18 protein-coding genes and 1 pseudogene are annotated in these 22134 nt (G+C 71.8%); 15 read left to right on the forward strand and 4 right to left on the reverse strand.

The annotated features are described in order from the left end of the window. The first annotated feature begins 315 nt into the window (after positions 1-315). Entirely contained in the window at positions 316-1905 is a 1590-nt protein-coding gene (gene serA / locus ACFYZ3_RS36805) for a phosphoglycerate dehydrogenase (RefSeq protein ID WP_356862510.1), read from the forward strand. A gap of 65 nt (positions 1906-1970) precedes the next feature. Here serA and ACFYZ3_RS36810 read toward each other — a convergent pair whose 3' ends face one another. Then, the gene (locus ACFYZ3_RS36810) at positions 1971-3518 is read right to left on the reverse strand and encodes an MFS transporter (protein ID WP_388527325.1); all 1548 of its coding nucleotides are present in this window, start codon (positions 3516-3518) and stop codon (positions 1971-1973) included. 83 nt (positions 3519-3601) lie between these two features. Here ACFYZ3_RS36810 and ACFYZ3_RS36815 point away from each other — a divergent pair, with 83 nt between their 5' ends. Next, positions 3602-4192, forward strand: coding sequence for a TetR/AcrR family transcriptional regulator (locus tag ACFYZ3_RS36815; protein WP_388527328.1), 591 nt, complete (start codon positions 3602-3604; stop codon positions 4190-4192). Here ACFYZ3_RS36815 and ACFYZ3_RS36820 read toward each other — a convergent pair. Continuing rightward, positions 4173-5432 carry a PucR family transcriptional regulator gene (locus ACFYZ3_RS36820; protein ID WP_388527330.1) on the reverse strand — a complete coding sequence of 420 codons (1260 nt, stop codon included), beginning with the start codon at positions 5430-5432 and terminating at the stop codon, positions 4173-4175. The genes ACFYZ3_RS36815 and ACFYZ3_RS36820 overlap by 20 nt on opposite strands. A 165-nt stretch (positions 5433-5597) precedes the next feature. On the opposite strand from ACFYZ3_RS36820, the gene ACFYZ3_RS36825 reads away from it, so the two are divergent. The 5 genes from ACFYZ3_RS36825 to ACFYZ3_RS36845 all read left to right on the forward strand — a co-directional run bounded on the left by ACFYZ3_RS36825 (position 5598) and on the right by ACFYZ3_RS36845 (position 11124). Then, complete coding sequence (locus ACFYZ3_RS36825) at positions 5598-6524, forward strand: proline dehydrogenase family protein (protein WP_388527333.1); 927 nt, start codon at positions 5598-5600, stop codon at positions 6522-6524. Between the two features lie 49 nt (positions 6525-6573). After that, positions 6574-8214 carry an L-glutamate gamma-semialdehyde dehydrogenase gene (gene pruA / locus ACFYZ3_RS36830; RefSeq protein WP_388527336.1) on the forward strand — a complete coding sequence of 547 codons (1641 nt, stop codon included), beginning with the start codon at positions 6574-6576 and terminating at the stop codon, positions 8212-8214. A 308-nt stretch (positions 8215-8522) separates the two neighbouring features. After that, on the forward strand, positions 8523-8654 hold the full coding sequence (locus ACFYZ3_RS36835; protein WP_011030289.1) for a hypothetical protein: 132 nt from the start codon (positions 8523-8525) through the stop codon (positions 8652-8654). 75 nt (positions 8655-8729) lie between these two features. Further along, entirely contained in the window at positions 8730-9773 is a 1044-nt protein-coding gene (locus ACFYZ3_RS36840) for a 3-isopropylmalate dehydrogenase (RefSeq protein ID WP_388527339.1), read from the forward strand. A gap of 262 nt (positions 9774-10035) precedes the next feature. Further along, positions 10036-11124 carry a branched-chain amino acid aminotransferase gene (locus ACFYZ3_RS36845; RefSeq protein WP_388527342.1) on the forward strand — a complete coding sequence of 363 codons (1089 nt, stop codon included), beginning with the start codon at positions 10036-10038 and terminating at the stop codon, positions 11122-11124. Positions 11125-11178: 54 nt separating this feature from the next. On the opposite strand, the gene ACFYZ3_RS36850 is transcribed toward ACFYZ3_RS36845, so the two are convergent. Then, a complete protein-coding gene (locus ACFYZ3_RS36850) occupies positions 11179-12633 on the reverse strand; it encodes a cytosine permease (protein ID WP_388527345.1) in 1455 nt (484 codons plus the stop codon). A 144-nt stretch (positions 12634-12777) separates the two neighbouring features. Here ACFYZ3_RS36850 and ureA point away from each other — a divergent pair, with 144 nt between their 5' ends. The 6 genes from ureA (at position 12778) to ACFYZ3_RS36880 (ending at position 20182) form a co-directional block, all read left to right on the forward strand. Continuing rightward, on the forward strand, positions 12778-13461 hold the full coding sequence (gene ureA / locus ACFYZ3_RS36855) for an urease subunit gamma (protein ID WP_388527348.1): 684 nt from the start codon (positions 12778-12780) through the stop codon (positions 13459-13461). Further along, positions 13458-15137 (forward strand): urease subunit alpha, encoded by a 1680-nt coding sequence (locus ACFYZ3_RS36860; protein WP_388527351.1) that lies wholly within the window; start codon positions 13458-13460, stop codon positions 15135-15137. The genes ureA and ACFYZ3_RS36860 overlap by 4 nt, the downstream gene beginning before the upstream one ends. 45 nt (positions 15138-15182) lie before the next feature. Then, complete coding sequence (locus ACFYZ3_RS36865; RefSeq protein WP_388527353.1) at positions 15183-16202, forward strand: agmatine/peptidylarginine deiminase; 1020 nt, start codon at positions 15183-15185, stop codon at positions 16200-16202. Between the two features lie 17 nt (positions 16203-16219). Beyond that, on the forward strand, positions 16220-16822 hold the full coding sequence (locus ACFYZ3_RS36870; protein ID WP_388527356.1) for a TetR/AcrR family transcriptional regulator: 603 nt from the start codon (positions 16220-16222) through the stop codon (positions 16820-16822). 318 nt (positions 16823-17140) lie between these two features. Then, a complete protein-coding gene (gene cimA, locus ACFYZ3_RS36875) occupies positions 17141-18745 on the forward strand; it encodes a citramalate synthase (RefSeq protein WP_388527359.1) in 1605 nt (534 codons plus the stop codon). An 84-nt stretch (positions 18746-18829) separates the two neighbouring features. Continuing rightward, a complete protein-coding gene (locus ACFYZ3_RS36880; protein WP_388527362.1) occupies positions 18830-20182 on the forward strand; it encodes a hypothetical protein in 1353 nt (450 codons plus the stop codon). A gap of 17 nt (positions 20183-20199) precedes the next feature. On the opposite strand, the gene ACFYZ3_RS36885 is transcribed toward ACFYZ3_RS36880, so the two are convergent. After that, on the reverse strand, positions 20200-21159 hold the full coding sequence (locus ACFYZ3_RS36885; RefSeq protein ID WP_388527364.1) for a DMT family transporter: 960 nt from the start codon (positions 21157-21159) through the stop codon (positions 20200-20202). Positions 21160-21235: 76 nt separating this feature from the next. Here ACFYZ3_RS36885 and ACFYZ3_RS36890 point away from each other — a divergent pair, with 76 nt between their 5' ends. After that, on the forward strand, positions 21236-21835 hold the full coding sequence (locus tag ACFYZ3_RS36890; RefSeq protein ID WP_388527367.1) for a TetR/AcrR family transcriptional regulator: 600 nt from the start codon (positions 21236-21238) through the stop codon (positions 21833-21835). A 42-nt stretch (positions 21836-21877) separates the two neighbouring features. Beyond that, a pseudogene (locus ACFYZ3_RS36895) lies at positions 21878-22030 on the forward strand (isochorismatase family protein); the annotation flags it as partial. Positions 22031-22134 lie beyond the last annotated feature (104 nt).

A 22134-nucleotide genomic window follows, 5' to 3' on the forward strand; every position in this document is an offset into this window, starting at 1 on the left:
GTACAACGAGTACAAGAAGCAGGACTCCGAGCACCTCCTGGAGACCACCGGCAAGGAGCTGCGCAAGCTCATGAGCTGGGTCGACGAAGAGGCGTAGGTCTTTGCCCCGCGGGGGCGCCCGGCGCGCCGGGCGCCCCCGCGGGATCCACTTCCGGGTGATGCTTCCGCAGCGGCGCAGGACACTGCCCGCCACGCCACTAGACTGCTGAACACATACGCGTCAGGCCCACAGCGTCGTGCGTCTTCCACGCGGCTAGCAACCCTCCGCATGCGGCCGTCGGGACGGCCGTCCGCATTGGACTTGTGAGGACTCACGTGAGCTCGAAACCCGTCGTACTCATCGCTGAAGAGCTGTCGCCCGCGACCGTGGACGCGCTCGGCCCCGACTTCGAGATCCGCCAGTGCAACGGCGCGGACCGGGCCGAACTGCTCCCCGCCATCGCCGACGTGGACGCGATCCTGGTCCGCTCCGCCACCAAGGTCGACGCCGAGGCCGTGGCCGCCGCCAAGAAGCTCAAGGTCGTCGCCCGCGCCGGTGTCGGCCTGGACAACGTCGACGTCTCCGCCGCCACCAAGGCCGGCGTGATGGTGGTCAACGCCCCGACCTCCAACATCGTCACCGCCGCCGAGCTGGCCTGCGGCCTGATCGTCGCCACCGCCCGCAACATCCCGCAGGCCAACGCCGCGCTGAAGAACGGCGAGTGGAAGCGCAGCAAGTACACCGGCGTCGAGCTGGCCGAGAAGACCCTCGGCGTCGTCGGCCTCGGCCGCATCGGCGCGCTGGTCGCGCAGCGCATGTCGGCCTTCGGCATGAAGGTCGTCGCCTACGACCCCTACGTGCAGCCCGCGCGGGCCGCGCAGATGGGCGTCAAGGTGCTGTCGCTGGACGAGCTGCTCGAGGTCTCCGACTTCATCACCGTCCACCTGCCCAAGACCCCCGAGACCCTCGGCCTGATCGGCGACGAGGCGCTGCGCAAGGTCAAGCCCAGCGTCCGCATCGTCAACGCCGCGCGCGGCGGCATCGTCGACGAGGAGGCGCTGTACTCGGCGCTCAAGGAGGGCCGCGTCGCGGGCGCCGGTCTCGACGTGTACGCGAAGGAGCCCTGCACGGACTCCCCGCTCTTCGAGTTCGACCAGGTTGTCGCCACCCCGCACCTCGGCGCCTCCACCGACGAGGCCCAGGAGAAGGCCGGTATCGCCGTCGCCAAGTCGGTCCGTCTCGCCCTCGCCGGCGAGCTGGTCCCCGACGCGGTCAACGTCCAGGGCGGCGTCATCGCCGAGGACGTCAAGCCGGGCCTGCCGCTCGCCGAGCGCCTCGGCCGCATCTTCACCGCGCTCGCCGGTGAGGTCGCCGTCCGCCTCGACGTCGAGGTCTACGGCGAGATCACCCAGCACGACGTGAAGGTGCTGGAGCTGTCCGCGCTCAAGGGTGTCTTCGAGGACGTCGTCGACGAGACCGTGTCGTACGTCAACGCCCCGCTGTTCGCCCAGGAGCGCGGCGTCGAGGTCCGCCTGACCACCAGCTCGGAGTCCCCGGAGCACCGCAACGTCGTCATCGTGCGCGGCACCCTCTCGGACGGCGAGGAGGTGTCGGTCTCCGGCACGCTGGCCGGCCCGAAGCACCTCCAGAAGATCGTCGCCGTCGGCGAGTACGACGTGGACCTCGCCCTGGCCGACCACATGGTCGTCCTGCGCTACGAGGACCGTCCCGGCGTCGTCGGCACCGTGGGCCGCGTCATCGGCGAGGCCGGTATCAACATCGCCGGCATGCAGGTCGCCCGTGCGACGGTGGGCGGCGAGGCGCTGGCCGTGCTGACCGTCGACGACACGGTGCCCGCCGGGGTGCTGGCGGAGGTTTCGGCGGAGATCGGCGCCACGTCCGCCCGGTCCGTCAACCTCGTCTGAGGCGACCGTACCCGGGGGCCGCCGCCCCCGGGACCCCCGCTCACGGCCCTGAGCGGGCCTCGTCCTCACACGCCGGACGGGCTGAGTGAGTCAGCCTGTCCGGCGTTCTCCGTGGCCGCGTTCTCGCGCACCCGGATGCCGCGCAGTGCGCGCGCCGCCGGGAGCGCCGCCGCCAACAGCAGCACCGCGCCCGCGATCGCGGCGCCCCGCATGCCGTCGGTGAAGGCCTCCCGCGCCGCCGTCGCCAGGGCCTCTCCCGCGGACCCCGGCAGCCGCGCGGCGACCGACAGCGCGCCGCCCAGGGTTTCCCGGGCCGCGTCCGGTGCCGAGGCCGGCATCTCGTGGTGGTAGACGGCCGTACCGACGGAGCCCAGGACCGCCATGCTCAACGCGCCGCCGAACTCGGTGCCGGTCTCCATCAGGGAGGACGCCGCGCCCGCCTTCTCCACCGGGGCGGAGCTGAGCGCCAGGTCGGTGAGCTGGGACATCACCGCGACAATGCCGCCCGCCATGACGCCGCAGGCCGCCAGCACCAGCCACAGGGAGTCGGTGCCGGCGCAGGCCAGGAGCGCGTAACCGCACGCCGCGACCACGAAACCGCCCGCCACCACGTACGCCCGCTCCACACCCAGCTGGACCAGCCGCATGGCGAGCGGCGCGGCGAAGCCGATGAAGACCGACGGCAGCAGGGCCCACAGCGCGGCCTCCAGCGCGCTCTTGTCCAGCACGGACTGGAGGTACTGGGTGGTGAAGTAGGAGGACCCCATCATCCCGAAGGCCGACACCAGGTTGAGGACGACGGCCGGGGTGAAACCGTGCCCGCGGAAGAGGGCGGGCGAGATCATCGGCGAGGCCGCGGTGCGCTGGCGGTGCACGAACAGCGCCGCGAAGAGCAGACCGACGGTGATGGAGACGACGTAGCGGACGTTCCAGCCCTCGGAGGGCAGCTCCTTGAGGCCGTAGACCACGGGCAGGACCGCCGCCATCGACAGCGGGACGCTCAGCAGGTCGAAGCGGCCGGGTGAGGGGTTCCTGGACTCCGGGAGCAGCACCGGCCCGAGGATCAGCAGCAGCGCCATCGCGGGCAGGTTCACCAGGAAGACCGAGCCCCACCAGAAGTGCTCCACGAGGACGCCGCTCATCACCGAGCCGAGCGCGATCCCGGCCGTCATCACCCCGGACCACAGCCCGATCGCCTTCGCCCGCTGGGCGGGGTCGGTGAACATCGTGCGGACCAGCGCCATCGTCGACGGCATCAGGGTGGCCCCGCCGATGCCGAGGACCGCGCGGGCCGCGATCAGGGTCTCGGCGGTGTGCGCGTAGGCGGCGAGCAGGGAAGCCGCGCCGAAGGCCGCCGCGCCGACGAGGAGCAGCCTGCGACGGCCGATGCGGTCGCCCAGGGACCCCATCGTCATCAGGAGGCCGGCCAGTACGAAGCCGTAGATGTCGAAGATCCACAGTTGCTGGGTGCCGCTCGGCTCCAGATCGGCGCTGATCTCCGGAATCGCGAAGAACAGGACGGAGACGTCCATCGAGACCAGCAGCAACGGGAGCATCAGCACGGCGAGCGCGGTCCACTCGCGGCGCCCTGCGCGGGACGGGTTCGTTGTCATGGCAGCGACTGTACGCACGTCTTATACGACTGTCTAGAACATTGTCTAAGACGTGCGTATGAAGGTGCGGGTAGGGTGGGCGCATGGGACACCGTGAGGATCTGCTCGAGGGCGCCAAGCGCTGCCTGCTGGAGAAGGGGTTCGCGCGCACGACCGCGCGGGACATCGTCAAGGAGTCGCGGACCAACCTGGCGTCCATCGGCTACCACTACGGGTCGAAGGACGTCCTGCTCGCCCAGGCGTACATCGAGCTGATCGAGGGGATGGGGGGCGCCTTCGAGGGGGAGGGCCCCGCTCTGGACGACACCGGACCGGGCTCGGTCGAGCGGTTCCATCAGGTGTGGTCCAACATCATCGGCACCATGCGGGAGCCCGGCTCCATCTGGCGCCTCAGCATGGAAGTGCTGGTCATGGGCGACCGGATGCCCGAGCTGCGCGACCACCTCGGCCGCGCCCAGCGCGAGGCCGGGCGCGGCATCATCCCCCTGCTCATGGGCGGCAGGGAGGAGGACGTCACGGACGAGACGACGGACACCCTGGGCGCGTTCTACGTCACCTTGATGACCGGTCTCATCGCCCAGTGGACCTTCGACCCGAGGAGCGCACCCGACGCCGACGCGCTGACCGAGGGCCTGCGCCGGGTGATCGGGGCCGCTACAGGCGACGCGCCTTGAGCGCCATGTGCAGCAGCAGCCGGTCCTCGCCGTCGTCCAGGTCCAGGCCCGTGAGCTGTTCGACGCGGGACAGCCGGTAGTACAGCGTCTGGCGGTGGACGCCCAGCTCGGCGGCGGTGCGGCCGGCCTGCCCCGCGCAGTCCAGGTACACCTCCGCCGTGCGGGCGAGTTCGCGGTGGGCGGGGGAGAGCAGGGCGCGTACGGCGGGATCGTCGGCGGAGCGCGGGGGCAGCGAGGTCAGCAGGCGGAACGCGCCGATCGACGTCCACTGGGCGACCGGCCCGAACCGCGCCTCCGCCCGCGCCGCACGGGCCGCCGCCGACGCCTCCGACCAGGCCGCCCCCAGGTCCGCGAGACCCGTGCGCGACGCGGAGACACCGGCCGCGGCGCCACCCGTCGCTCCCGCTGCTCCTGCCGGTCCGCCCCGGCCCGTGGCCGCCCCCGCCCGCTCCAGCAGCCGCCCCGCCGCCGACGTCGCCGGGGTCTGCACCTCCGCCGAGCGCAGCCGGACCAGCAGCGCGAGCGACACGGCCGAGACCCCCCACGGCACCGTGCACAACGCCGTCGCGCCCGGCACCGTACGGACCGAGGGCGCGTCGTCCGGGTCGGCCGAGGGCCAGGGCGCCACGCAGACCACCGCGTGCGGGGTGCCCGCCCGCGGCCCCAGCGCGCTGCGCAGCTCCGCCACGGCCATGTCCCGCTGCCAGTCCCGCTCGGCCGTCAGTACCGCCCGCAGCTCCCGGCTCAGGTCCGCACCGTGCTGCGCCTCGTCGGCCAGCAGCGCGCCGATCCGCGCCGTGACCTCCATGGCCGCCGCCAGCTGCCGCTCGGTCGGGCCCGGGTCGGTGTCCAGGAGCCAGACGTAGCCGAGGACCACACCCCGGTGGCGTACCGGCAGGCAGGTGCGTCCCCGGTACACGCCCGCCTCGGGGGTCGGCGGGATGCGGACCGGTCCGGTCGCGCGGGTGATGCCGAAGCTCTCGAACCAGGCCCGCACCGCCGCCGTGGAGCGCCGGGTGAGGATCGAGCGGGTGCGCACCGGGTCCAGGGCGGAGGGGTCGAGGTCGCCCTCGCTGTCGTAGGCGCCGAAGGCGATCAGCTCGAAGTCGCGGTTCTCCAGGGTCGCGGGTGCGCCCAGCAGCTCGGACAGCTCGTCGACCAGCTCCTGGTAGTCACCACGCGTACCACCGGTGCCTGCGGAACCTCTGGAATCGGACGTCACCCGGGCATTCTGCCGCATATGCGAGCGCCCTTCATACATCTGTCTGAGATCCGCGGCACGGATGCGTGACAGCTGTCGATGGCCGACGATCGGGTGGATCCTTAGATTTCACGGTGGTTCTCCGTGCCGTTCCCCGTTCGTCGGGCAGCGGCCCCTGTGTTGGTTGGTAAGTGGAGGTGCCCCGTGCTGGGTCCCGTGATTCTCGCCGCGTCGCGCAGCGACCGGATGCGTCGTCTCGTCTCGGCCGCGCCCGTGACCAAGCCGGTCGTCGACCGGTTCATCCCCGGCGAGACGGTCGACCAGATCGTGCCGATCATCCGGGAGCTGACCGATCAGGGCCTGGAACTGACGATGGACGTCGTCGGCGAGGACATCACCACCCCCGTGCAGGCCGAGGCCGCCCGCGACGCCTACCTGGAGCTGATCGACCGGCTCAAGCCGCTCGACCTCCGTACCCGCGCCGAGATGTCGGTGAAGCTCTCGATGTTCGGCCAGGCGCTGGAGGGCGGCCACGAACTGGCCCTCGCCAACGTCCGCCCGGTCGTCGAGGCCGCCGCCGAGATCGGCACCACCGTCACGCTCGACGCCGAGGACCACACCACCCTCGACTCGATGTTCGCCATCCACGAGGAGCTGCGGAAGGACTTTCCGCAGACCGGCTGCGTCATCCAGGCCTACCTCTTCCGCACCGAGGCCGACGCGCGCCGGCTCGCCGACAGCGGCTCTCGCGTACGGTTGGTGAAGGGCGCCTACAAGGAGCCCGCAGAGGTCGCGTACCAGCAGCGCCACGAGATCGACAAGGCGTACGTCCGCATCCTGCGCACGCTGATGGAGGGCGAGGGCTACCCGATGATCGGGTCGCACGACCCGCGCCTGATCTCCATCGGACAGGAGCTGGCCCGCACGGCCGGACGCAAGCTCGACGAGTACGAGTTCCAGATGCTGTACGGCATCCGCGGCGACGAGCACCTGCGCCTGGCCGCCGAGGGCCACCGGATGCGCGTCTACACCGCCTACGGCACCGACTGGTACGGCTACTTCATGCGCCGTCTGGCGGAGAAGCCGGCCAACCTCCGGTTCTTCGCCCGCTCGATGGTCAGCAAGGGCTGAGCCCGCACCCGCTCGCACAACCCGCTCAGTTAAAGGAGTAACGGAACCCATGGACGCTGTGACCCAGGTCCCCACCCCCGTCAACGAGCCGGTGCACGGCTACGCGCCCGGTTCCCCGGAACGCGCTCGGCTGGAGGAGAAGCTCCGTCACCTCGCCGACAACCCGGTCGATCTGCCCTGCACCATCGGCGGTGTGAAGCGGATGGGCGGCGGTGAGCGCTTCGACGTCGTGCAGCCGCACAACCACAAGTCCCGCCTGGGTACGTACGCCAACGCCACCCAGCAGGACGCCCAGGACGCGATCGACGCCGCCCTGGCCGCCGCCCCCGCGTGGCGCGCGATGTCCTTCGACGACCGCGCGGCGATCATCCTGCGCGCCGCCGAGCTGCTGTCGGGTCCGTGGCGCGAGACCATCGCCGCCTCCACCATGCTCGGCCAGTCCAAGACCGCCCAGCAGGCCGAGATCGACAGCCCCTGCGAGCTGATCGACTTCTGGCGCTTCAACGTCCACTACGCCCGAGGCATCCTGGCCGAGCAGCCCCCCGCCAACTCCCAGGGCGTGTGGAACCGCATGGACCACCGCCCGCTGGAGGGCTTCGTCTACGCGATCACGCCCTTCAACTTCAGCGCGATCGCGGCCAACCTGCCCACCGCCCCCGCCCTGATGGGCAACGTGGTGGTCTGGAAGCCGTCCCCGACGCAGACCCACGCCGCCGTGCTGCTCATGCAGCTCCTGGAGGAGGCCGGGCTGCCCAAGGGCGTCATCAACCTCGTCACCGGCGACGGCATCGCGGTCTCCGAGGTCGCCCTGGAGCACCGGGACCTCGCGGGCATCCACTTCACCGGTTCGACCAAGACCTTCCAGCACCTGTGGAAGACGGTCGGCAACAACATCGAGAAGTACCGCACCTACCCGCGCCTGGTCGGCGAGACCGGCGGCAAGGACTTCCTGGTCGCCCACCCGAGCGCCGACCGCGCGGTGCTCAAGACCGCGCTGACCCGCGGCGCCTTCGAGTACCAGGGCCAGAAGTGCAGCGCCACCTCCCGCGCCTACATCCCGGCGTCCATCTGGAACGACGGGTTCAAGGAGGAGTTCGCCGCCGAGGTCGACTACCTCACCATGGGTGACGTCACCGACCTGTCGAACTTCATCGGCGCCGTCATCGACGAGCGGTCCTTCGCCAAGAACAAGGCCGCCATCGACCGGGCCAAGGAGGACGAGACCTGCACGATCGTCGCGGGCGGCTCCTACGACGACTCGGTCGGCTACTTCGTCCGCCCGACCGTCGTCGAGTGCACCGACCCGGAGAACGAGGTCTTCCGCACCGAGTACTTCGGCCCCTTCCTCGCCGTGTACGTCTACGACGACAGCAAGGCCGACGCGTACGACGAGATGCTGACCCAGATGGAGTCGGTCTCGGACTACGCGCTCACCGGCTCGGTCATCTCCAACGACCGCGCGGCGGCGGCGTACACGATGGAGAAGCTGCGCTACGCGGCCGGCAACTTCTACATCAACGACAAGTCGACCGGCGCCGTGGTCGGCCAGCAGCCCTTCGGCGGCGGCCGTGCCTCCGGCACCAACGACAAGGCCGGTGCCCCGCAGAACCTGATGCGCTGGACGCTGACCCGCGCCATCAAGGAGACGCTGGTCGCGCCGACCGACTACACGTACCCGCACATGGGCTGACGCCCGCGCGCGAATCGCCCGGCGGGGCCAGGTCGACCGACCTGGCCCCGCCGGGCTTTTCCGCAGGTCGGAGCGGTGCGGGCGAAGGTGCCGTCTCAGATAGTAGGAAGTCCGAGTAATTGTGGAGACAGACGCGGTGCGCTCCCTTAGCTTTGTAGGAGCCGAACGTCCCGCTCGATCGAGCGAATGGCGGTCGTGAGCCCGTGCCCGTGCAGGCAACCCCTGCGGCATCGCGCTCCCCGCCCCTTCCGGCGTCTCTCACCACCCTCGCTTTCCGTGCTCCCTTTGTGCCGAAGGAGTCGATTCCCATGGCCGAGACGACCGTCCGCCGCCGAGTCCGCCACCTCTCCCGTACGAGCGACTCCGACCGCAAGAACGCCGCGGCCGCCCTCCAGCGCTCCCTCGACCGCAGGGACAACGGCGGCGCCACCGGCCACTGAGCCGCGCGGACGACAGTGGCGTCCGCATGGCGGACGCCTCATGTCATCCCGTGGGACGAGCGATAGGGTGCCGTCATGTCTCGCAGCCTCAATCTCGCAGTGATTCCCGGTGACGGCATCGGCCAGGAGGTCGTGGCCGAGGGTCTCAAGGTCCTCTCCGCCGTCCTTCCGCAGGATGTGAAGCTGGAGACCAAGGAATTCGACTTCGGCGCCCGGCGCTACCACGCCACCGGTGAGACCCTCACCGACGCCGACCTCGACGCCCTCAAGTCGCACGACGCCATCCTGCTCGGCGCGATCGGTGACCCGTCGGTGCCGTCCGGCGTCCTGGAGCGCGGCTTCCTGCTCAAGCTCCGCTTCGCCTTCGACCACCACGTCAACCTGCGGCCGAGCAAGCTCCTGCCCGGCGTCGCCACCCCGCTCGCCGGCCAGCCCGAGATCGACTTCGTCGTCGTCCGCGAGGGCACCGAGGGCCCGTACACGGGCAACGGCGGCACCATCCGCAAGGGCACCGAGCACGAGGTCGCCACCGAGGTCTCCGTCAACACGGCCTACGGTGTCGAGCGCGTCGTCCGCGACGCCTTCGCCCGCGCCCAGGCCCGCCCCCGCAAGAAGCTCACGCTGGTCCACAAGAACAACGTGCTGACCTTCGCGGGCCACCTGTGGACCAACATCTTCAACAAGGTCGCGGCGGAGTACCCCGAGGTCACCACCGACTACATCCACGTCGACGCCGCGACCATCTTCCTGGTCACCGACCCGGCCCGGTTCGACGTCATCGTCACCGACAACCTCTTCGGCGACATCATCACCGACCTCGCCGCGGCCGTCTCCGGCGGCATCGGCGTCGCCGCCAGCGGGAACATCAACCCGTCCGGCGACTTCCCCTCGATGTTCGAGCCGGTGCACGGCTCCGCGCCCGACATCGCCGGCCAGGGCAAGGCCGACCCCACCGCCACGGTCCTGTCCGTCGCCCTGCTGCTGCGCCACCTCGGGTACGAGGACGAGGCCGCCCGGATCGAGGAAGCCGTCTCCGCCGACCTCGGCGAGCGCGGCGGCCTGCCCGCCCGCTCCACCTCCGAGATCGGCGACGCACTCACCGTACGAGTAGCCGGCTGACCCCGGCGCACTCGAAATCCAACCTTTCGAAGCCGCCGGGTCCGAAGAACAAGGCACCCGGCGGCTTTCTCCTGCGTCCGCCAGGTGCGACCATCGAACCCTGGACCGCATTCACCCCGTTTCGCCCGTCGCGGGCCGCGCGCGATAATCGAACGCGAAAGCCGCGACTTGAGGGAATGCTCGGACGTCCCAGCACCGGCCACCGGTCGTACGGGCGTGACCGCGGCCCGTCACAATACGAACCGGTGAAGGACAGCCACCCATGACGACGCCCACGATCGAGCTCAAGCCCTCCGCCAACCCGCTCTCGGACTCCGAGCGGACGGCGATCCTGGCCAACCCCGGGTTCGGCCGCCACTTCACCGACCACATGGTGACGATCAAGTGGACCGAGGGCCGCGGCTGGCACGACGGCCAGCTGGTGCCGTACGCCCCGCTCTCCCTCGACCCGGCCACCATGGTCCTGCACTACGCGCAGGAGATCTTCGAGGGACTGAAGGCCTACCGGCGGCCCGACGGCTCCGTCGCCACCTTCCGCCCGGAGAAGAACGGCGCCCGCTTCCAGGCGTCCTCGCGCCGCCTGGGCATGCCCGAGCTTCCCGTGGACACCTTTGTCGAGGCCTGCGACGCGCTGGTCGCGCAGGACGAGAAGTGGGTCCCGGCGCACGGCGGCGAGGAGTCCCTGTACCTGCGCCCCTTCATGATCGCGACCGAGGTCGGCCTGGGCGTCAGGCCGGCCAACGAGTACCTCTTCATCGTCATCGCCTCCCCGGCCGGCGCCTACTTCCCGGGCGGCGTCAAGCCGGTCTCCATCTGGGTCTCCGAGGACCGCGTCCGCGCCGTCCCCGGCGGCATGGGCGACGCCAAGACCGGCGGCAACTACGCGGCCTCCCTGCTCGCCCAGGCCGAAGCCGCCACCAAGGGCTGCGACCAGGTCTGCTACCTCGACGCCATCGAGCGCAAGTGGGTCGAGGAACTGGGCGGCATGAACCTGTACTTCGTGTACGGCAACAAGATCGTCACGCCCACTCTCACCGGCTCCATCCTGGAGGGCGTCACCCGTGACTCCCTGCTCACCGTCGCCCGCGACCTCGGTTACGAGGCGGAGGAGGGCCGCGTCTCGGTCGACCAGTGGCAGCGCGACTCGGAGAACGGCACCCTCACCGAGGTCTTCGCCTGCGGGACCGCCGCCGTGATCACGCCGGTCGGCACCGTCAAGCGCACCGGAGCCGAGTGGCAGCAGAGCGGGGGCGAGACGGGCGAGGTGACACAGCGGCTGCGGGACGCGCTGCTGGACATCCAGCGGGGGACCGCCGCGGACGTGCACGGGTGGATGCACACCCTGGCCTGACGCGGCCGGCGTGGGGGCGGGCCTCGCCGGGGGCTCCGCCCCCGGATCCCCGGCCTATGCCCGCCCACCACCCGACTCGGTCGGACAAGAAGCGGGCGCCGCCACCGGAGCCCCGGCAGCCGTGGGCACGACGGCACCCGGCGTCGCGATCACGTACACCACCCCGCCCACCAGCCCCGACAGCAGGAAGCTGCAGTCCACCCCGCCCGTGAGGGACAGCAGCGGACCCTCGTACGACGGCAGGGACACCGCCAGCACGCCGACCAGCGCACCCACGGCCCAGGCGGCCGTCGCGGGGACGTTCCAGCCGGACCGGTACCAGTAGATCCCGCCCCGCGCCCGGCGGTTGAAGACCTGGAGGGCGTCGGCGTCGTAGACCCCGCGGCAGCGCACCGAGCCGATCATCGTGATGACCGCCCACGGGGTGCCGATCGCCGTCAGCAGCAGCACGAAGGACGTCATCGCCGACTGCGCCTGCCAGGCGTAGTGCCCGGCGAAGACGCAGGCCGTGGCGACGACGGCGACGGCGCAGGTGGCGCGGGCGCGGGAGGCGCGCGGCAGGATGGCGTCCAGGTCCAGGCCCATCGAGTACAGCATCAGCCCCGCGTTGCCGACCGAGCCGGCCGACGCGGCCAGCAGCAGCGGCACCAGGTACCAGGTGGGCGAGGCGTCGACCAGCGGGCCCGCGTAGTCCAGGGCGGCGCGGGCGGCGTACGCCGTGAAGGTGCCGAAGAGCTGCGGGACCAGCAGGCCCAGCATCAGCCCCAGCCAGGTGGCGTGCAGCACCCGGCGGGAGGAGTGGCGGGCCGGTGAGATGTAGCGGGTGTAGTCGCCGAGCAGTGTGATGAAGGCGATCGGCCCGGACAGTCCCGCGGCCACGACGGCCAGCAGCCACGTCGGCCAGAACCCGCCCAGCAGGTACCCGCCCGCCTCCGGCAGCGCGGCGGTGGTGAAGTCGGGGGCGTAGGCGATCACGCCGAGGACCAGCAGGGCGGTCATGCCGTAGGCCAGCACCCGGGACATGGCGAGCAGCACCCGGTACCCGTACACCGCGCCCGCCACGGTCGCGGCGGCGAGCAGGCCGTAGACGACGGCGTACGTCGCACCGCCCTGCGGCAGGCCGAACAGCCGCCCGAGCACGCCCGCCATCACGTCCCCGCCGATCCACACGGTCAGCGCGGTGTAGCCGAGGGCGAGGAGCAGGCCGACCACCGAGCCGACCAGCCGCCCGCGCACCCCGAACTGGGCGCCGGAGGAGGTGGACAGGTTGGTGCCGGTGCGCAGGGAGATCAGGGCCAGCGGGGCCGTGAACACGGTGCCGACGACCGTCCCCGCGACCACCGAACTCACCGACGCCCACCAGCCGAGGCCGAAGGACGGGGGCAGCCAGCCGAAGACGATCACGCCCAGGCAGAGGTTGGACCCCAGCAGGATCGAGACCAGGTCCCGGGGCCCGCTGGTGCGTTCCGCTTCCGGGATGGTGTCGACTCCGCGCTGTTCTATCGGCATGGCTGGTCTCCTTCGACGGCCGCCTGAGGTTTAGAGCGACGTTCAATGTGACGTCTGTCCTGCGCACTCGTCAACGGTTCCGGGGCACGGAATTGCCCTTTAGAGTGATGCTCTAATCTCGGTAAGGCAAGGAGGTGCCGCGACGTGAGACTGACTCCCACGGAACGTGACCGGCTGCTGCTGTTCGGGGCGGCCGAGCTGGCCCGCGCCCGCCGGGCCCGCGGGCTCAGGCTGAACGTGCCGGAGGCGACCGCGCTGATCGCGGACACCGTGTGCGAGGCCGCCCGCGACGGAGCGCGCCTCGCGGCGGCCATCGAGCGCGCCCGGTCCGTGCTCGGCCCGGACGACGTCCTGCCCGGCGTCGCCGACGTGGTCACCGAGGTGCATGTGGAGGCCGTCTTCGACGACGGCTCCCGCCTCGCGGTCGTCACCGATCCCGTCGGAGGCGGCGGGCTCGGCCCCGACGCCCCCGGAGCGCTGTTGCCGGGACGCGACCGTCCCGAGCCCGAGGCGGCGCTGCGGCTGCCGGTCACCAACACCGCGACCGTGCCGGTCTCCGTGACCTCCCACTTCCACTTCTTCGAGGCCAATCCGCGCCTGGACTTCGACCGTGGGCGGGCCTACGGCATGCGCCTGGCCGTCCCCGCCGGGTCCTCGGTCCGCTTCGGCCCCGGCGAGCGCGTCGAGGTGGGGCTCGTGCCGATCGGCGGCGCGCGCGTCGCCATCGGGTTCGCCGGGCTAGTCGACGGCCCGCTGGACGCACCGGGTGCCAGACAAGAGGCCCTGCGCCGGGCCGCCGCCTGCGGATATCTGGGAGCAGACCGATGAGCATCGACCCGTACGCCTACGCCGCCACCCACGGCCCGCGCGCCGGCGACCGGCTCCGTCTCGGTGACTCGGGGCTGGTGATCCGCGTCGAGTCCGACGCGCAGCGGTACGGCGACGAGTTCCTCGCCGGTTTCGGCAAGACCGCGCGCGACGGACTGCACCTCAAGGCCGCCGCCGTCCGCGACACCTGCGACGTCGTGATCAGCAACGTGGTCGTGATCGACGCCGTGCAGGGCATCCGGAAGGTGTCGATCGGCATCCGCGAGGGTCGCATCCACGCCATCGGCCGGGCCGGGAACCCCGACACCCTCGACGGCGTCGACGTCGTGGTCGGCACCGGCACCTCGATCGTGTCCGGCGAGGGTCTCATCGCCACCGCGGGAGCCGTGGACACCCACGTCCATCTGCTCTCCCCGCGCATCATGGAGGCCTCGCTCGCGTCCGGCGTGACGACCGTCATCGGGCAGGAGTTCGGCCCCGTGTGGGGCGTCGGCGTCAACTCGCCCTGGGCGCTGAAGCACGCCTTCGGCGCCTTCGACGCCTGGCCGGTCAACATCGGCTTCCTCGGCCGGGGTTCCTCGTCCCACGACGCCCCGCTGATCGAGGCGCTGGCCGAGGGCGGCGCGTCCGGCTTCAAGGTGCACGAGGACATGGGCGCCCACACCCGCGCCCTCGACACCGCGCTGCGCGTCGCCGAGGAGTACGACGTCCAGGTCGCCCTGCACAGCGACGGCCTCAACGAGTGCCTCTCCGTGGAGGACACCCTCCGGGTCCTGGAGGGCCGCACCATCCACGCCTTCCACATCGAGGGCTGCGGCGGGGGACACGTCCCGAACGTGCTGAAGATGGCCGGCGTCCCCAACGTCATCGGCTCCTCCACCAACCCCACCCTGCCCTTCGGCCGGGACGCGGTCGCCGAGCACTACGGCATGATCGTCTCCGTCCACGACCTGAAGACCGACCTGCCGGGCGACGCCGCCATGGCCCGCGACCGCATCCGCGCCGGGACCATGGGGGCCGAGGACGTGCTGCACGACCTGGGCGCCATCGGCATCACCTCCTCCGACGCGCAGGGCATGGGCCGGGCCGGCGAGACCGTCCGCCGTACCTTCGCCATGGCCGGGAAGATGAAGGACCGGTTCGGCGCCCCGGACGACGGCCACGACAACGAGCGCGTCCTGCGCTACATCGCCAAGCTGACCATCAATCCCGCCATCGCCCACGGCCTCTCCCACGAGGTCGGCTCCATCGAGACCGGCAAGCTCGCCGACATCGTGCTGTGGCGGCCGGAGTACTTCGGCGCGAAGCCGCAGCTGGTCCTCAAGTCGGGCTTCCCGGCGTACGGCGTGGTCGGAGACCCGAACGCGGCCACCGACACCTGCGAACCCCTGGTCCTTGGACCCCAGTTCGGCGCGTACGGCGCCACGCCCGCCGAGATATCGGTGGCCTTCGTCGCGCAGGCCGCCCTCGACCAGGGGCACGACACCATGCCCACCCGCCGCCGCCGGGTGGCCGTGCGCGGCACCCGCGGCATCGGACCGGCCGACCTCCGGCTGAACTCCCGTACCGGCGCGGTCGACGTCGACCAGCGGACCGGTCTGGTCACCCTCGACGGCGACCCGCTGCGTTCCGAGCCCGCCGAGTCGGTCTCCCTCAACCGCCTCTACTTCCTCTGACCTCTCTCCGCCCTCTCCAACCTCTCCGATCTCCTGGACACCTCCATGACCTTCCGCATGCCGCCCGAGTGGGCCCCGCACGAACGCACCTGGATGGCCTGGCCGGGCCCCAACGCGACGTTCACCGACGACGAGGAGCTGGCCGGGGCTCGTGCTGCCTGGGCCGCCGTCGCCCGCGCGGTGCGCCGTTTCGAGCCGGTGACGATGGTGCACGGGCCCGGCCAGGGCGCCACCGCGCGCGAGCTGCTCGGACCGGACGTCGACCTGGTGGAGCGCGAGCTGGACGACGCCTGGATGCGGGACATCGGCCCGACCTTCGTGACGGACGGGCGGGGCGGGATCGCCGCCGTGGACTGGGTGTTCAACGGCTGGGGCGCCCAGGGCTGGGCCCGCTGGGAGCACGACGCCAAGATCGCCCGCCACGTGGCGGACCTCGCCGTGGCCCCCGTGCTGAGCAGCCCGCTCGTCAACGAGGGCGGCGCGATCCACGTCGACGGCGAGGGCACGGTCCTGCTGACCGACACCGTCCAGCTCGGCTCCGGCCGCAACCCCGGCTGGAGCCGCGAGCAGGTCGAGGCGGAGATCCACGCCAAGCTCGGCACCAGCCGGGCGATCTGGCTCCCGCACGGCCTGGCCGGCGACTACGGCAGGTACGGCACCCAGGGCCACGTCGACATCGTCGCGGCCTTCGCACGGCCGGGCACGGTCGTCGTGCACAGCCAGCGCGACCCCCGGCACCCCGACCACGAGCGCTCGCGGCTGTACCTGGAGATCCTGCGCGGCCAGACCGACGCCAGGGGCCGCCGCCTGGAGGTCGTCGAGGTTCCCGCACCGACGCTCCTGAGAGACGAGGAGGGCGACTGGGTCGACTACTCGTACATCAACCACTACGTGTGCAACGGCGGCGTGGTCCTGTGCGCCTTCGGCGACCCGAACGACGAACTCGCCGCGGGCATCTTCCGCCGCCTGTTCCCGGAGCGGACGGTGACCCTGGTGGACGCGCGTACGATCTTCGCGGGGGGCGGGGGCATCCACTGCATCACGCAGCAACAGCCGAAGACTTAGAAGACCCGGGAGTGGACATGGCCGGTGGTGGGCGCAGGCAGGCCCCGCCGCGCGAGGACGTGCTCGCCGCCGCCATGGAGATGATCGCCGAGCGCGGGCTGGAGAAGCTCACCATGGCGGCGCTCGGCCGCGAGGTCGGCATGAGCAGCGGCCACCTCCTGTACTACTTCGGTTCCAAGGACGAACTGCTGCTGCGCACCCTGGAGTGGAGCGAGGGCCGCCTCGGCGCCGAGCGCGGCCGCCTGCTCACCCGGCCCGGCACCGCCCGGGAGCGCCTCGGCGCCTACGTCGACCTGTACGTCCCCGACGGCCACCGCGACCCGCACTGGACGCTGTGGCTGGAGGTGTGGAACCGCTCACAGAACGCCCCCGACGAGGCCCGCGACCGGCAGGCCGCCATCGAGGGCGCCTGGCACCGCGACCTGGTCGCCCTGCTCGCCGAGGGCATCTCGCGCGGCGAGTTCCGCGCCGTGGACCCGGACCGCTTCGCGTCCCGGCTGCGGGCCCTCCTCGACGGCTTCGCCATCCACGTGGCGATCGGCCTGCGGGGGACGGACCGGGCGCAGGTGCTCGGTCACGTACGGGACTTCCTTGCGGACGGCCTCCACGGGCGGGACTGAGCCCGCGCCCGCGGACCGCCGCCGTTCGCATCCTGAGACGGCCGATGGACAGGGGGACGGAGTGTGCCAGACTGCCCCCGTGCTCTCGTTCGCCATGATTATTGGCAGCAGGCGCGCCGGTCCGCAGTGACCACCACGTACGACCAGGTACGGGTGGACACCGTCGTCCTCGACCCGCGCGCAGACCTCTCGCACCCGCGAGAGGTTTTTCGCTTTCCTGGCCCCACCCGAGCCGGGAAGAGAGCGCGAGGGATCATAGAGGAACGGTGGAACCGGTCATTCCGGTAGACCGAGATCCCCAACAGGAGCCTTCAGATCATGACCGCAACCAGCGAACTCGACGATTCGTTCCACGTCTTCGACACCACCCTGCGGGACGGCGCGCAGCGCGAGGGCATCAACCTCACGGTCGCGGACAAGCTGGCCATCGCACGGCACCTGGACGACTTCGGGGTGGGCTTCATCGAGGGCGGCTGGCCCGGCGCCAACCCGCGGGACACCGAGTTCTTCGCCCGCGCCCAGCAGGAGATCGACTTCCGGCACGCCCAGCTGGTCGCCTTCGGCTCCACCCGCCGCGCGGGCGCGAGCGCCGCCGAGGACCACCAGGTCAAGGCGCTGCTCGACTCCGGCGCCCAGGTGATCACCCTGGTCGCCAAGTCGCACGACCGGCACGTCGAACTGGCCCTGCGCACCACGCTGGACGAGAACCTGGCGATGGTGGCCGACACGGTCTCCCACCTGAAGGCCCAGGGCCGCCGGGTCTTCGTCGACTGCGAGCACTTCTTCGACGGCTACCGCGCCAACCCCGAGTACGCCAAGTCGGTCGTGCGCACCGCCTCCGAAGCCGGTGCCGACGTCGTCGTCCTGTGCGACACCAACGGCGGCATGCTCCCCGCGCAGATCCAGGCCGTGGTCGCCACGGTGCTCGCCGACACCGGCGCCCGGCTCGGCATCCACGCCCAGGACGACACCGGCTGCGCCGTCGCCAACACGCTCGCCGCCGTCGACGCGGGCGCCACCCACGTCCAGTGCACGGCCAACGGCTACGGCGAGCGGGTCGGCAACGCCAACCTGTTCCCGGTCGTGGCCGCCCTGGAGCTGAAGTACGGCAAGCAGGTGCTGCCCGAGGGCCGGCTGCGCGAGATGACCCGCATCTCCCACGCCATCGCCGAGGTCGTCAACCTCACCCCCTCCACCCACCAGCCCTACGTGGGCGTCTCCGCCTTCGCCCACAAGGCCGGCCTGCACGCCTCCGCGATCAAGGTCGACCCGGACCTCTACCAGCACATCGACCCCGAGCTGGTCGGCAACACCATGCGGATGCTGGTCTCCGACATGGCGGGACGTGCCTCCATCGAGCTGAAGGGCAAGGAGCTCGGCATCGACCTCGGCGGCGACCGCGAGCTGGTCGGCCGGGTCGTGGAGCGGGTCAAGGAGCGCGAGCTGGCGGGCTACACCTACGAGGCCGCCGACGCGAGCTTCGAGCTGCTGCTGCGCGCCGAGGCCGAGGGCAGGCCGCTGAAGTACTTCGACGTCGAGTCCTGGCGCGCGATCACCGAGGACCGCCCCGACGGCAGCCACGCCAACGAGGCCACGGTCAAGCTCTGGGCCAAGGGTGAGCGCATCGTCGCCACCGCCGAGGGCAACGGCCCGGTCAACGCCCTGGACCGGTCGCTGCGCGTCGCCCTGGAGAAGATCTACCCCGAGCTGGCCAAGCTCGACCTGGTCGACTACAAGGTCCGCATCCTGGAGGGCGTGCACGGCACGCAGTCCACCACCAGGGTGCTCATCTCCACCTCCGACGGCACGGGGGAGTGGGCCACGGTGGGCGTCGCGGAGAACGTCATCGCCGCTTCCTGGCAGGCCCTGGAGGACGCGTACACGTACGGGCTGCTGCGGGCCGGGGTCACGCCCGCCGAGTGAGCGGAGCCGGTGATGGCTCCGCGCTTCGGGTAATGGCTCCGCCCTTTATGTCTGATTGAGGTCCATTCGGGTACGTTCGAACGTATGAAGGGCGTTCGTGTGCAAGTCCTCATACGCCTCCTGGTCGCGCCGGTCGTGGCCGCGCTGGCGGTGCTGCTCGCCGGTGCGCCCGGCGCGCAGGCGGAGACCGGTGTCTCCGAGATCGGCGCGGCCCTGCGCGAGAGTCCGGTGTACGTGGACCCGGCCGCCTCCGACCTGCTGTCCAAGTCGGACGCGGACGCGCTCGCCGACAAGATCGAGGACGCGGGCGAACCGGTCTTCGTGGCGGTCCTCCCGGCCGGCTACCCCACCGAGAACCTCTTCCAGAACCTCCGCACCGAGACCGGCATCACCGGTCTGTACGGCGTCCGCCTCGGCGACCGCTTCGACGCGCGCGCCGACAGCAGCGTGCTGAGCCGCCAGGGCGTGCACAACCTGGTCACCGCCGTCCAGGGCGCGGGTGATCCCAAGGCCCAGCTGAACGACTTCGTCGACGACGCGCTGCGCAGCGTGCGCGGCTCCGCCCCCTCGTCCTGGGACTCCGGCGGCGGCTCCGCGCCCACGGGCGCCCTGATCACCGCGGGCGCGGTGGTGGTCATCGGCGGCGCGGGCGTCTACGCGGTCTCCCGGCGCAGCCGCCACCGCCGCGAGGCGGAGCAGCGGGCGGCGCTGGAGCGGCTGCGGGTGGTGGTCGACGAGGACATCACGGCGTTCGGCGAGGAGCTGGACCGCCTGGACTTCCACCCGGCGGAGCCGGGCGCCGACGACGCGATGCGGGCGGACTACGAACGCGCCCTGGACGCCTACGAGCAGGCCAAGACGTACATGGCCGACGCCCGTAAACCGGAGGACGTGCGCGCCGTCACCCAGGCGGTGGAGGACGGCCGCTTCTCGCTCGCGCAGCTCGCCGCCCGCCGCGAGGGCAGGCCGTTGCCCGAACGCCGTCCGCCCTGCTTCTTCGACCCGCGCCACGGCCCGTCGGTCGCCGACGCCACCTGGACCCCGCCGGGCGGCACCACCCGCCAGGTCCCGGTCTGCGCCGCCGACCGGGCCCGGCTGTCCGACGGGCGGGACCCGATGATCCGCGAGGTGGACACCGACCAGGGCCGCCGCCCCTACTGGGACGCGGGCCCGGCCTACGGCCCCTGGGCGGGCGGCTACTTCGGCGGCGGCATCCTGCCCGGCCTGCTGGTCGGCACCATGCTCGGCAGCATGATGGCGGGCCCCGCCTACGGAGCCGGTTACGGCACCGGGTACGGCGACTTCGGCGGCTACGAGGGCGGCGACGTCTCGGGCGGCGACTTCGATCCCGGCGACTTCGGGGGCGGCTTCGGCGGAGGGGACTTCGGCGGTGGCGGCGGCTTCGGCGGCGGAGGGGACTTCGGCGGCGGCTTCTGAGGCGCCCGCGGCGGGCATCAGCGCCTCGCCGCCGGCCTGTCCGCCGTCGGCTTCTCGACCGCCGGACGGTCCGCGCCGGACCGCACGGACCGCACGGGCCGCCCCCGGTGCGCGCCGCCCGCGCGCCGGACCACGACCACGGCCGCGAGGCCGACCGCCAGGCCGAGGGCGGTCTGGACGCCGAACGGCTCACCGAACATGAGGGCACCCCACACGGCCGTGACCGGGGCCATGAGGAACATGAGGGTGTTGACCCCGGTGATGCCGGACCGGCGCAGGATCAGCCAGTACAGGCCGTAGCCGCCGAAGGTCGGCAGCACCACCAGCCAGGCGGTCGCCAGCCAGAACGAGGAACCGGCCGGCGGCGCCGCCGCCCCGAGGCCCAGGGCCAGTGCGGAGAAGAGGACGGCGCTGGTCGCGCAGTGGATCGTCAGGGCGACGCGGGGCTCGGCCGGCACCCGTGTGCGGCCCTCCAGGAACGTGGCCGCCACCAGCGACAGCATGCCGAGGAACGGGACGAGATACGCCCACCAGGCCACCTCCGCGCCCGCCGCCCCGGCGTCGGCGACCGTCACCGTGGCCACGCCCGACAGGCCCAGCCACAGTCCGAGCCACTGCCCGCGCGAGACGTACTGGCGCAGCAGGGGACCGGCGAGCGCGCCGGCGACGAGTGGCTGGACGCCGTCGATCAGGGCGGTGGTGCCGCTGGAGACGCCGAGTTCGATGGCGTAGTAGACGCTGAGCAGGTACCCGCTCTGCGACAGGGCGCCGATGGCGATCTGCCGGCCGGCGCCCCGGAGTGTCAGGCCCCGCCAGGCCGCCCGGGAGACGGCCGCGGCGGCGATCAGGGCCACGGCGAGGGGCAGGAAGCGCCACATCAGGAGGGTGGGCGTGGCCGCGGTCTCCGCACCGAGCTTGGCGCCGATGAAGCCGGAACTCCAGCACAGGACGAAGGCGGCCGAGAGCAGGACGTTCATGGTCGACCCCTGCAGAGTAGACAGATCGGTTTACTGGCCTTGGGTGCCCACTATACAGACCGGTATACTCGTCGCCATGGGTGCAGAGGTCATGGGTCCGGAGGACAAACCGCGCCGCGTACGGATGACGCCCGGCGCGCGACGGGTGCTGGAGGCCGCCGAGCGGCTGTTCTACGAGCACGGCATCCACGCCGTCGGTGTGGACACCGTCGCCGCCGAGGCCGGGGTGACCAAGAAGACGCTCTACGACCGCTTCGGTTCGAAGGAGCAGATCGTCGTCGAGTACCTGGCCGGACGCGACGAGCGCTGGCGGGAACTGCTCGCCGGGCGGCTGGCGGCGGCGGGGGAGTGCCCCGCCGCCCGGGTGGTGGCCGTCTTCGAGGCGTCGCGCGCGTGGTCGGAGCGGTACGGGGCCAAGGGGTGCAGCATGATCAACGCACACGCGGAGATCAGCGACCCGGACCATCCGGCGTACCCGGTCATCACCGGCCAGAAGCGGTGGATGCTCGACCTGTTCGGCGGCCTGGCCCGGGAGATCGACGCGGCCGGTGCGGACCGGCTGGCGCGGACGCTGATGCTGCTGCACGAGGGGGCGCTGGTCGCCCACGGCGTGGGGGTCGTGCCCGACCCCTTCGGTGCGGCCCTGGACCAGGTGCGGGAGCTGCTGCGCAGGTGAAACGGGCGGCGGGCGGGCAGGGCGCGGCGCTACGGTGGGCCCATGCCGCCCGTCACCACGCTCCTCGTCATCGACATGCAGAACGCCACGGTCGCCATGGCGCACCGGGCCGCCGAGACGGTCGCCGCGATCGCCGGGCCGAGCGAACGGGCCCGGGCGGCCGGGGTGCCGGTGGTGACCGTGCGGCAGCGCGACCTCGTTCCGGCGGGCCGTTCGATCGCGCAGTACAACGCCGGCTACCGCACGATCGGCCGGCCCGGCCGCCGTATCCGGGCCGCCGCCGACGTGGACTTCGGCGC

The sequence above is a fragment of the Streptomyces sp. NPDC001599 genome, assembly GCF_042893535.1.
GTDB lineage: Bacteria > Actinomycetota > Actinomycetes > Streptomycetales > Streptomycetaceae > Streptomyces.

Excerpts from the sequence above, each read along its gene's own strand:
- ACFYZ3_RS36810 (WP_388527325.1), bottom strand. The coding sequence starts at position 3,518 with ATGACAACGAACCCGTCCCGCGCAGGGCGCCGCGAGTGGACCGCGCTC.
- ACFYZ3_RS36815 (WP_388527328.1), top strand. The coding sequence starts at position 3,602 with ATGGGACACCGTGAGGATCTGCTCGAGGGCGCCAAGCGCTGCCTGCTG.
- ACFYZ3_RS36820 (WP_388527330.1), bottom strand. The coding sequence starts at position 5,432 with ATGCGGCAGAATGCCCGGGTGACGTCCGATTCCAGAGGTTCCGCAGGC.
- pruA (WP_388527336.1), top strand. The coding sequence starts at position 6,574 with ATGGACGCTGTGACCCAGGTCCCCACCCCCGTCAACGAGCCGGTGCAC.
- ACFYZ3_RS36835 (WP_011030289.1), top strand. The coding sequence starts at position 8,523 with ATGGCCGAGACGACCGTCCGCCGCCGAGTCCGCCACCTCTCCCGTACG.
- ACFYZ3_RS36840 (WP_388527339.1), top strand. The coding sequence starts at position 8,730 with ATGTCTCGCAGCCTCAATCTCGCAGTGATTCCCGGTGACGGCATCGGC.
- ACFYZ3_RS36845 (WP_388527342.1), top strand. The coding sequence starts at position 10,036 with ATGACGACGCCCACGATCGAGCTCAAGCCCTCCGCCAACCCGCTCTCG.
- ACFYZ3_RS36850 (WP_388527345.1), bottom strand. The coding sequence starts at position 12,633 with ATGCCGATAGAACAGCGCGGAGTCGACACCATCCCGGAAGCGGAACGC.
- ACFYZ3_RS36860 (WP_388527351.1), top strand. The coding sequence starts at position 13,458 with ATGAGCATCGACCCGTACGCCTACGCCGCCACCCACGGCCCGCGCGCC.
- ACFYZ3_RS36865 (WP_388527353.1), top strand. The coding sequence starts at position 15,183 with ATGACCTTCCGCATGCCGCCCGAGTGGGCCCCGCACGAACGCACCTGG.
- ACFYZ3_RS36870 (WP_388527356.1), top strand. The coding sequence starts at position 16,220 with ATGGCCGGTGGTGGGCGCAGGCAGGCCCCGCCGCGCGAGGACGTGCTC.
- cimA (WP_388527359.1), top strand. The coding sequence starts at position 17,141 with ATGACCGCAACCAGCGAACTCGACGATTCGTTCCACGTCTTCGACACC.
- ACFYZ3_RS36880 (WP_388527362.1), top strand. The coding sequence starts at position 18,830 with ATGAAGGGCGTTCGTGTGCAAGTCCTCATACGCCTCCTGGTCGCGCCG.
- ACFYZ3_RS36885 (WP_388527364.1), bottom strand. The coding sequence starts at position 21,159 with ATGAACGTCCTGCTCTCGGCCGCCTTCGTCCTGTGCTGGAGTTCCGGC.
- ACFYZ3_RS36890 (WP_388527367.1), top strand. The coding sequence starts at position 21,236 with ATGGGTGCAGAGGTCATGGGTCCGGAGGACAAACCGCGCCGCGTACGG.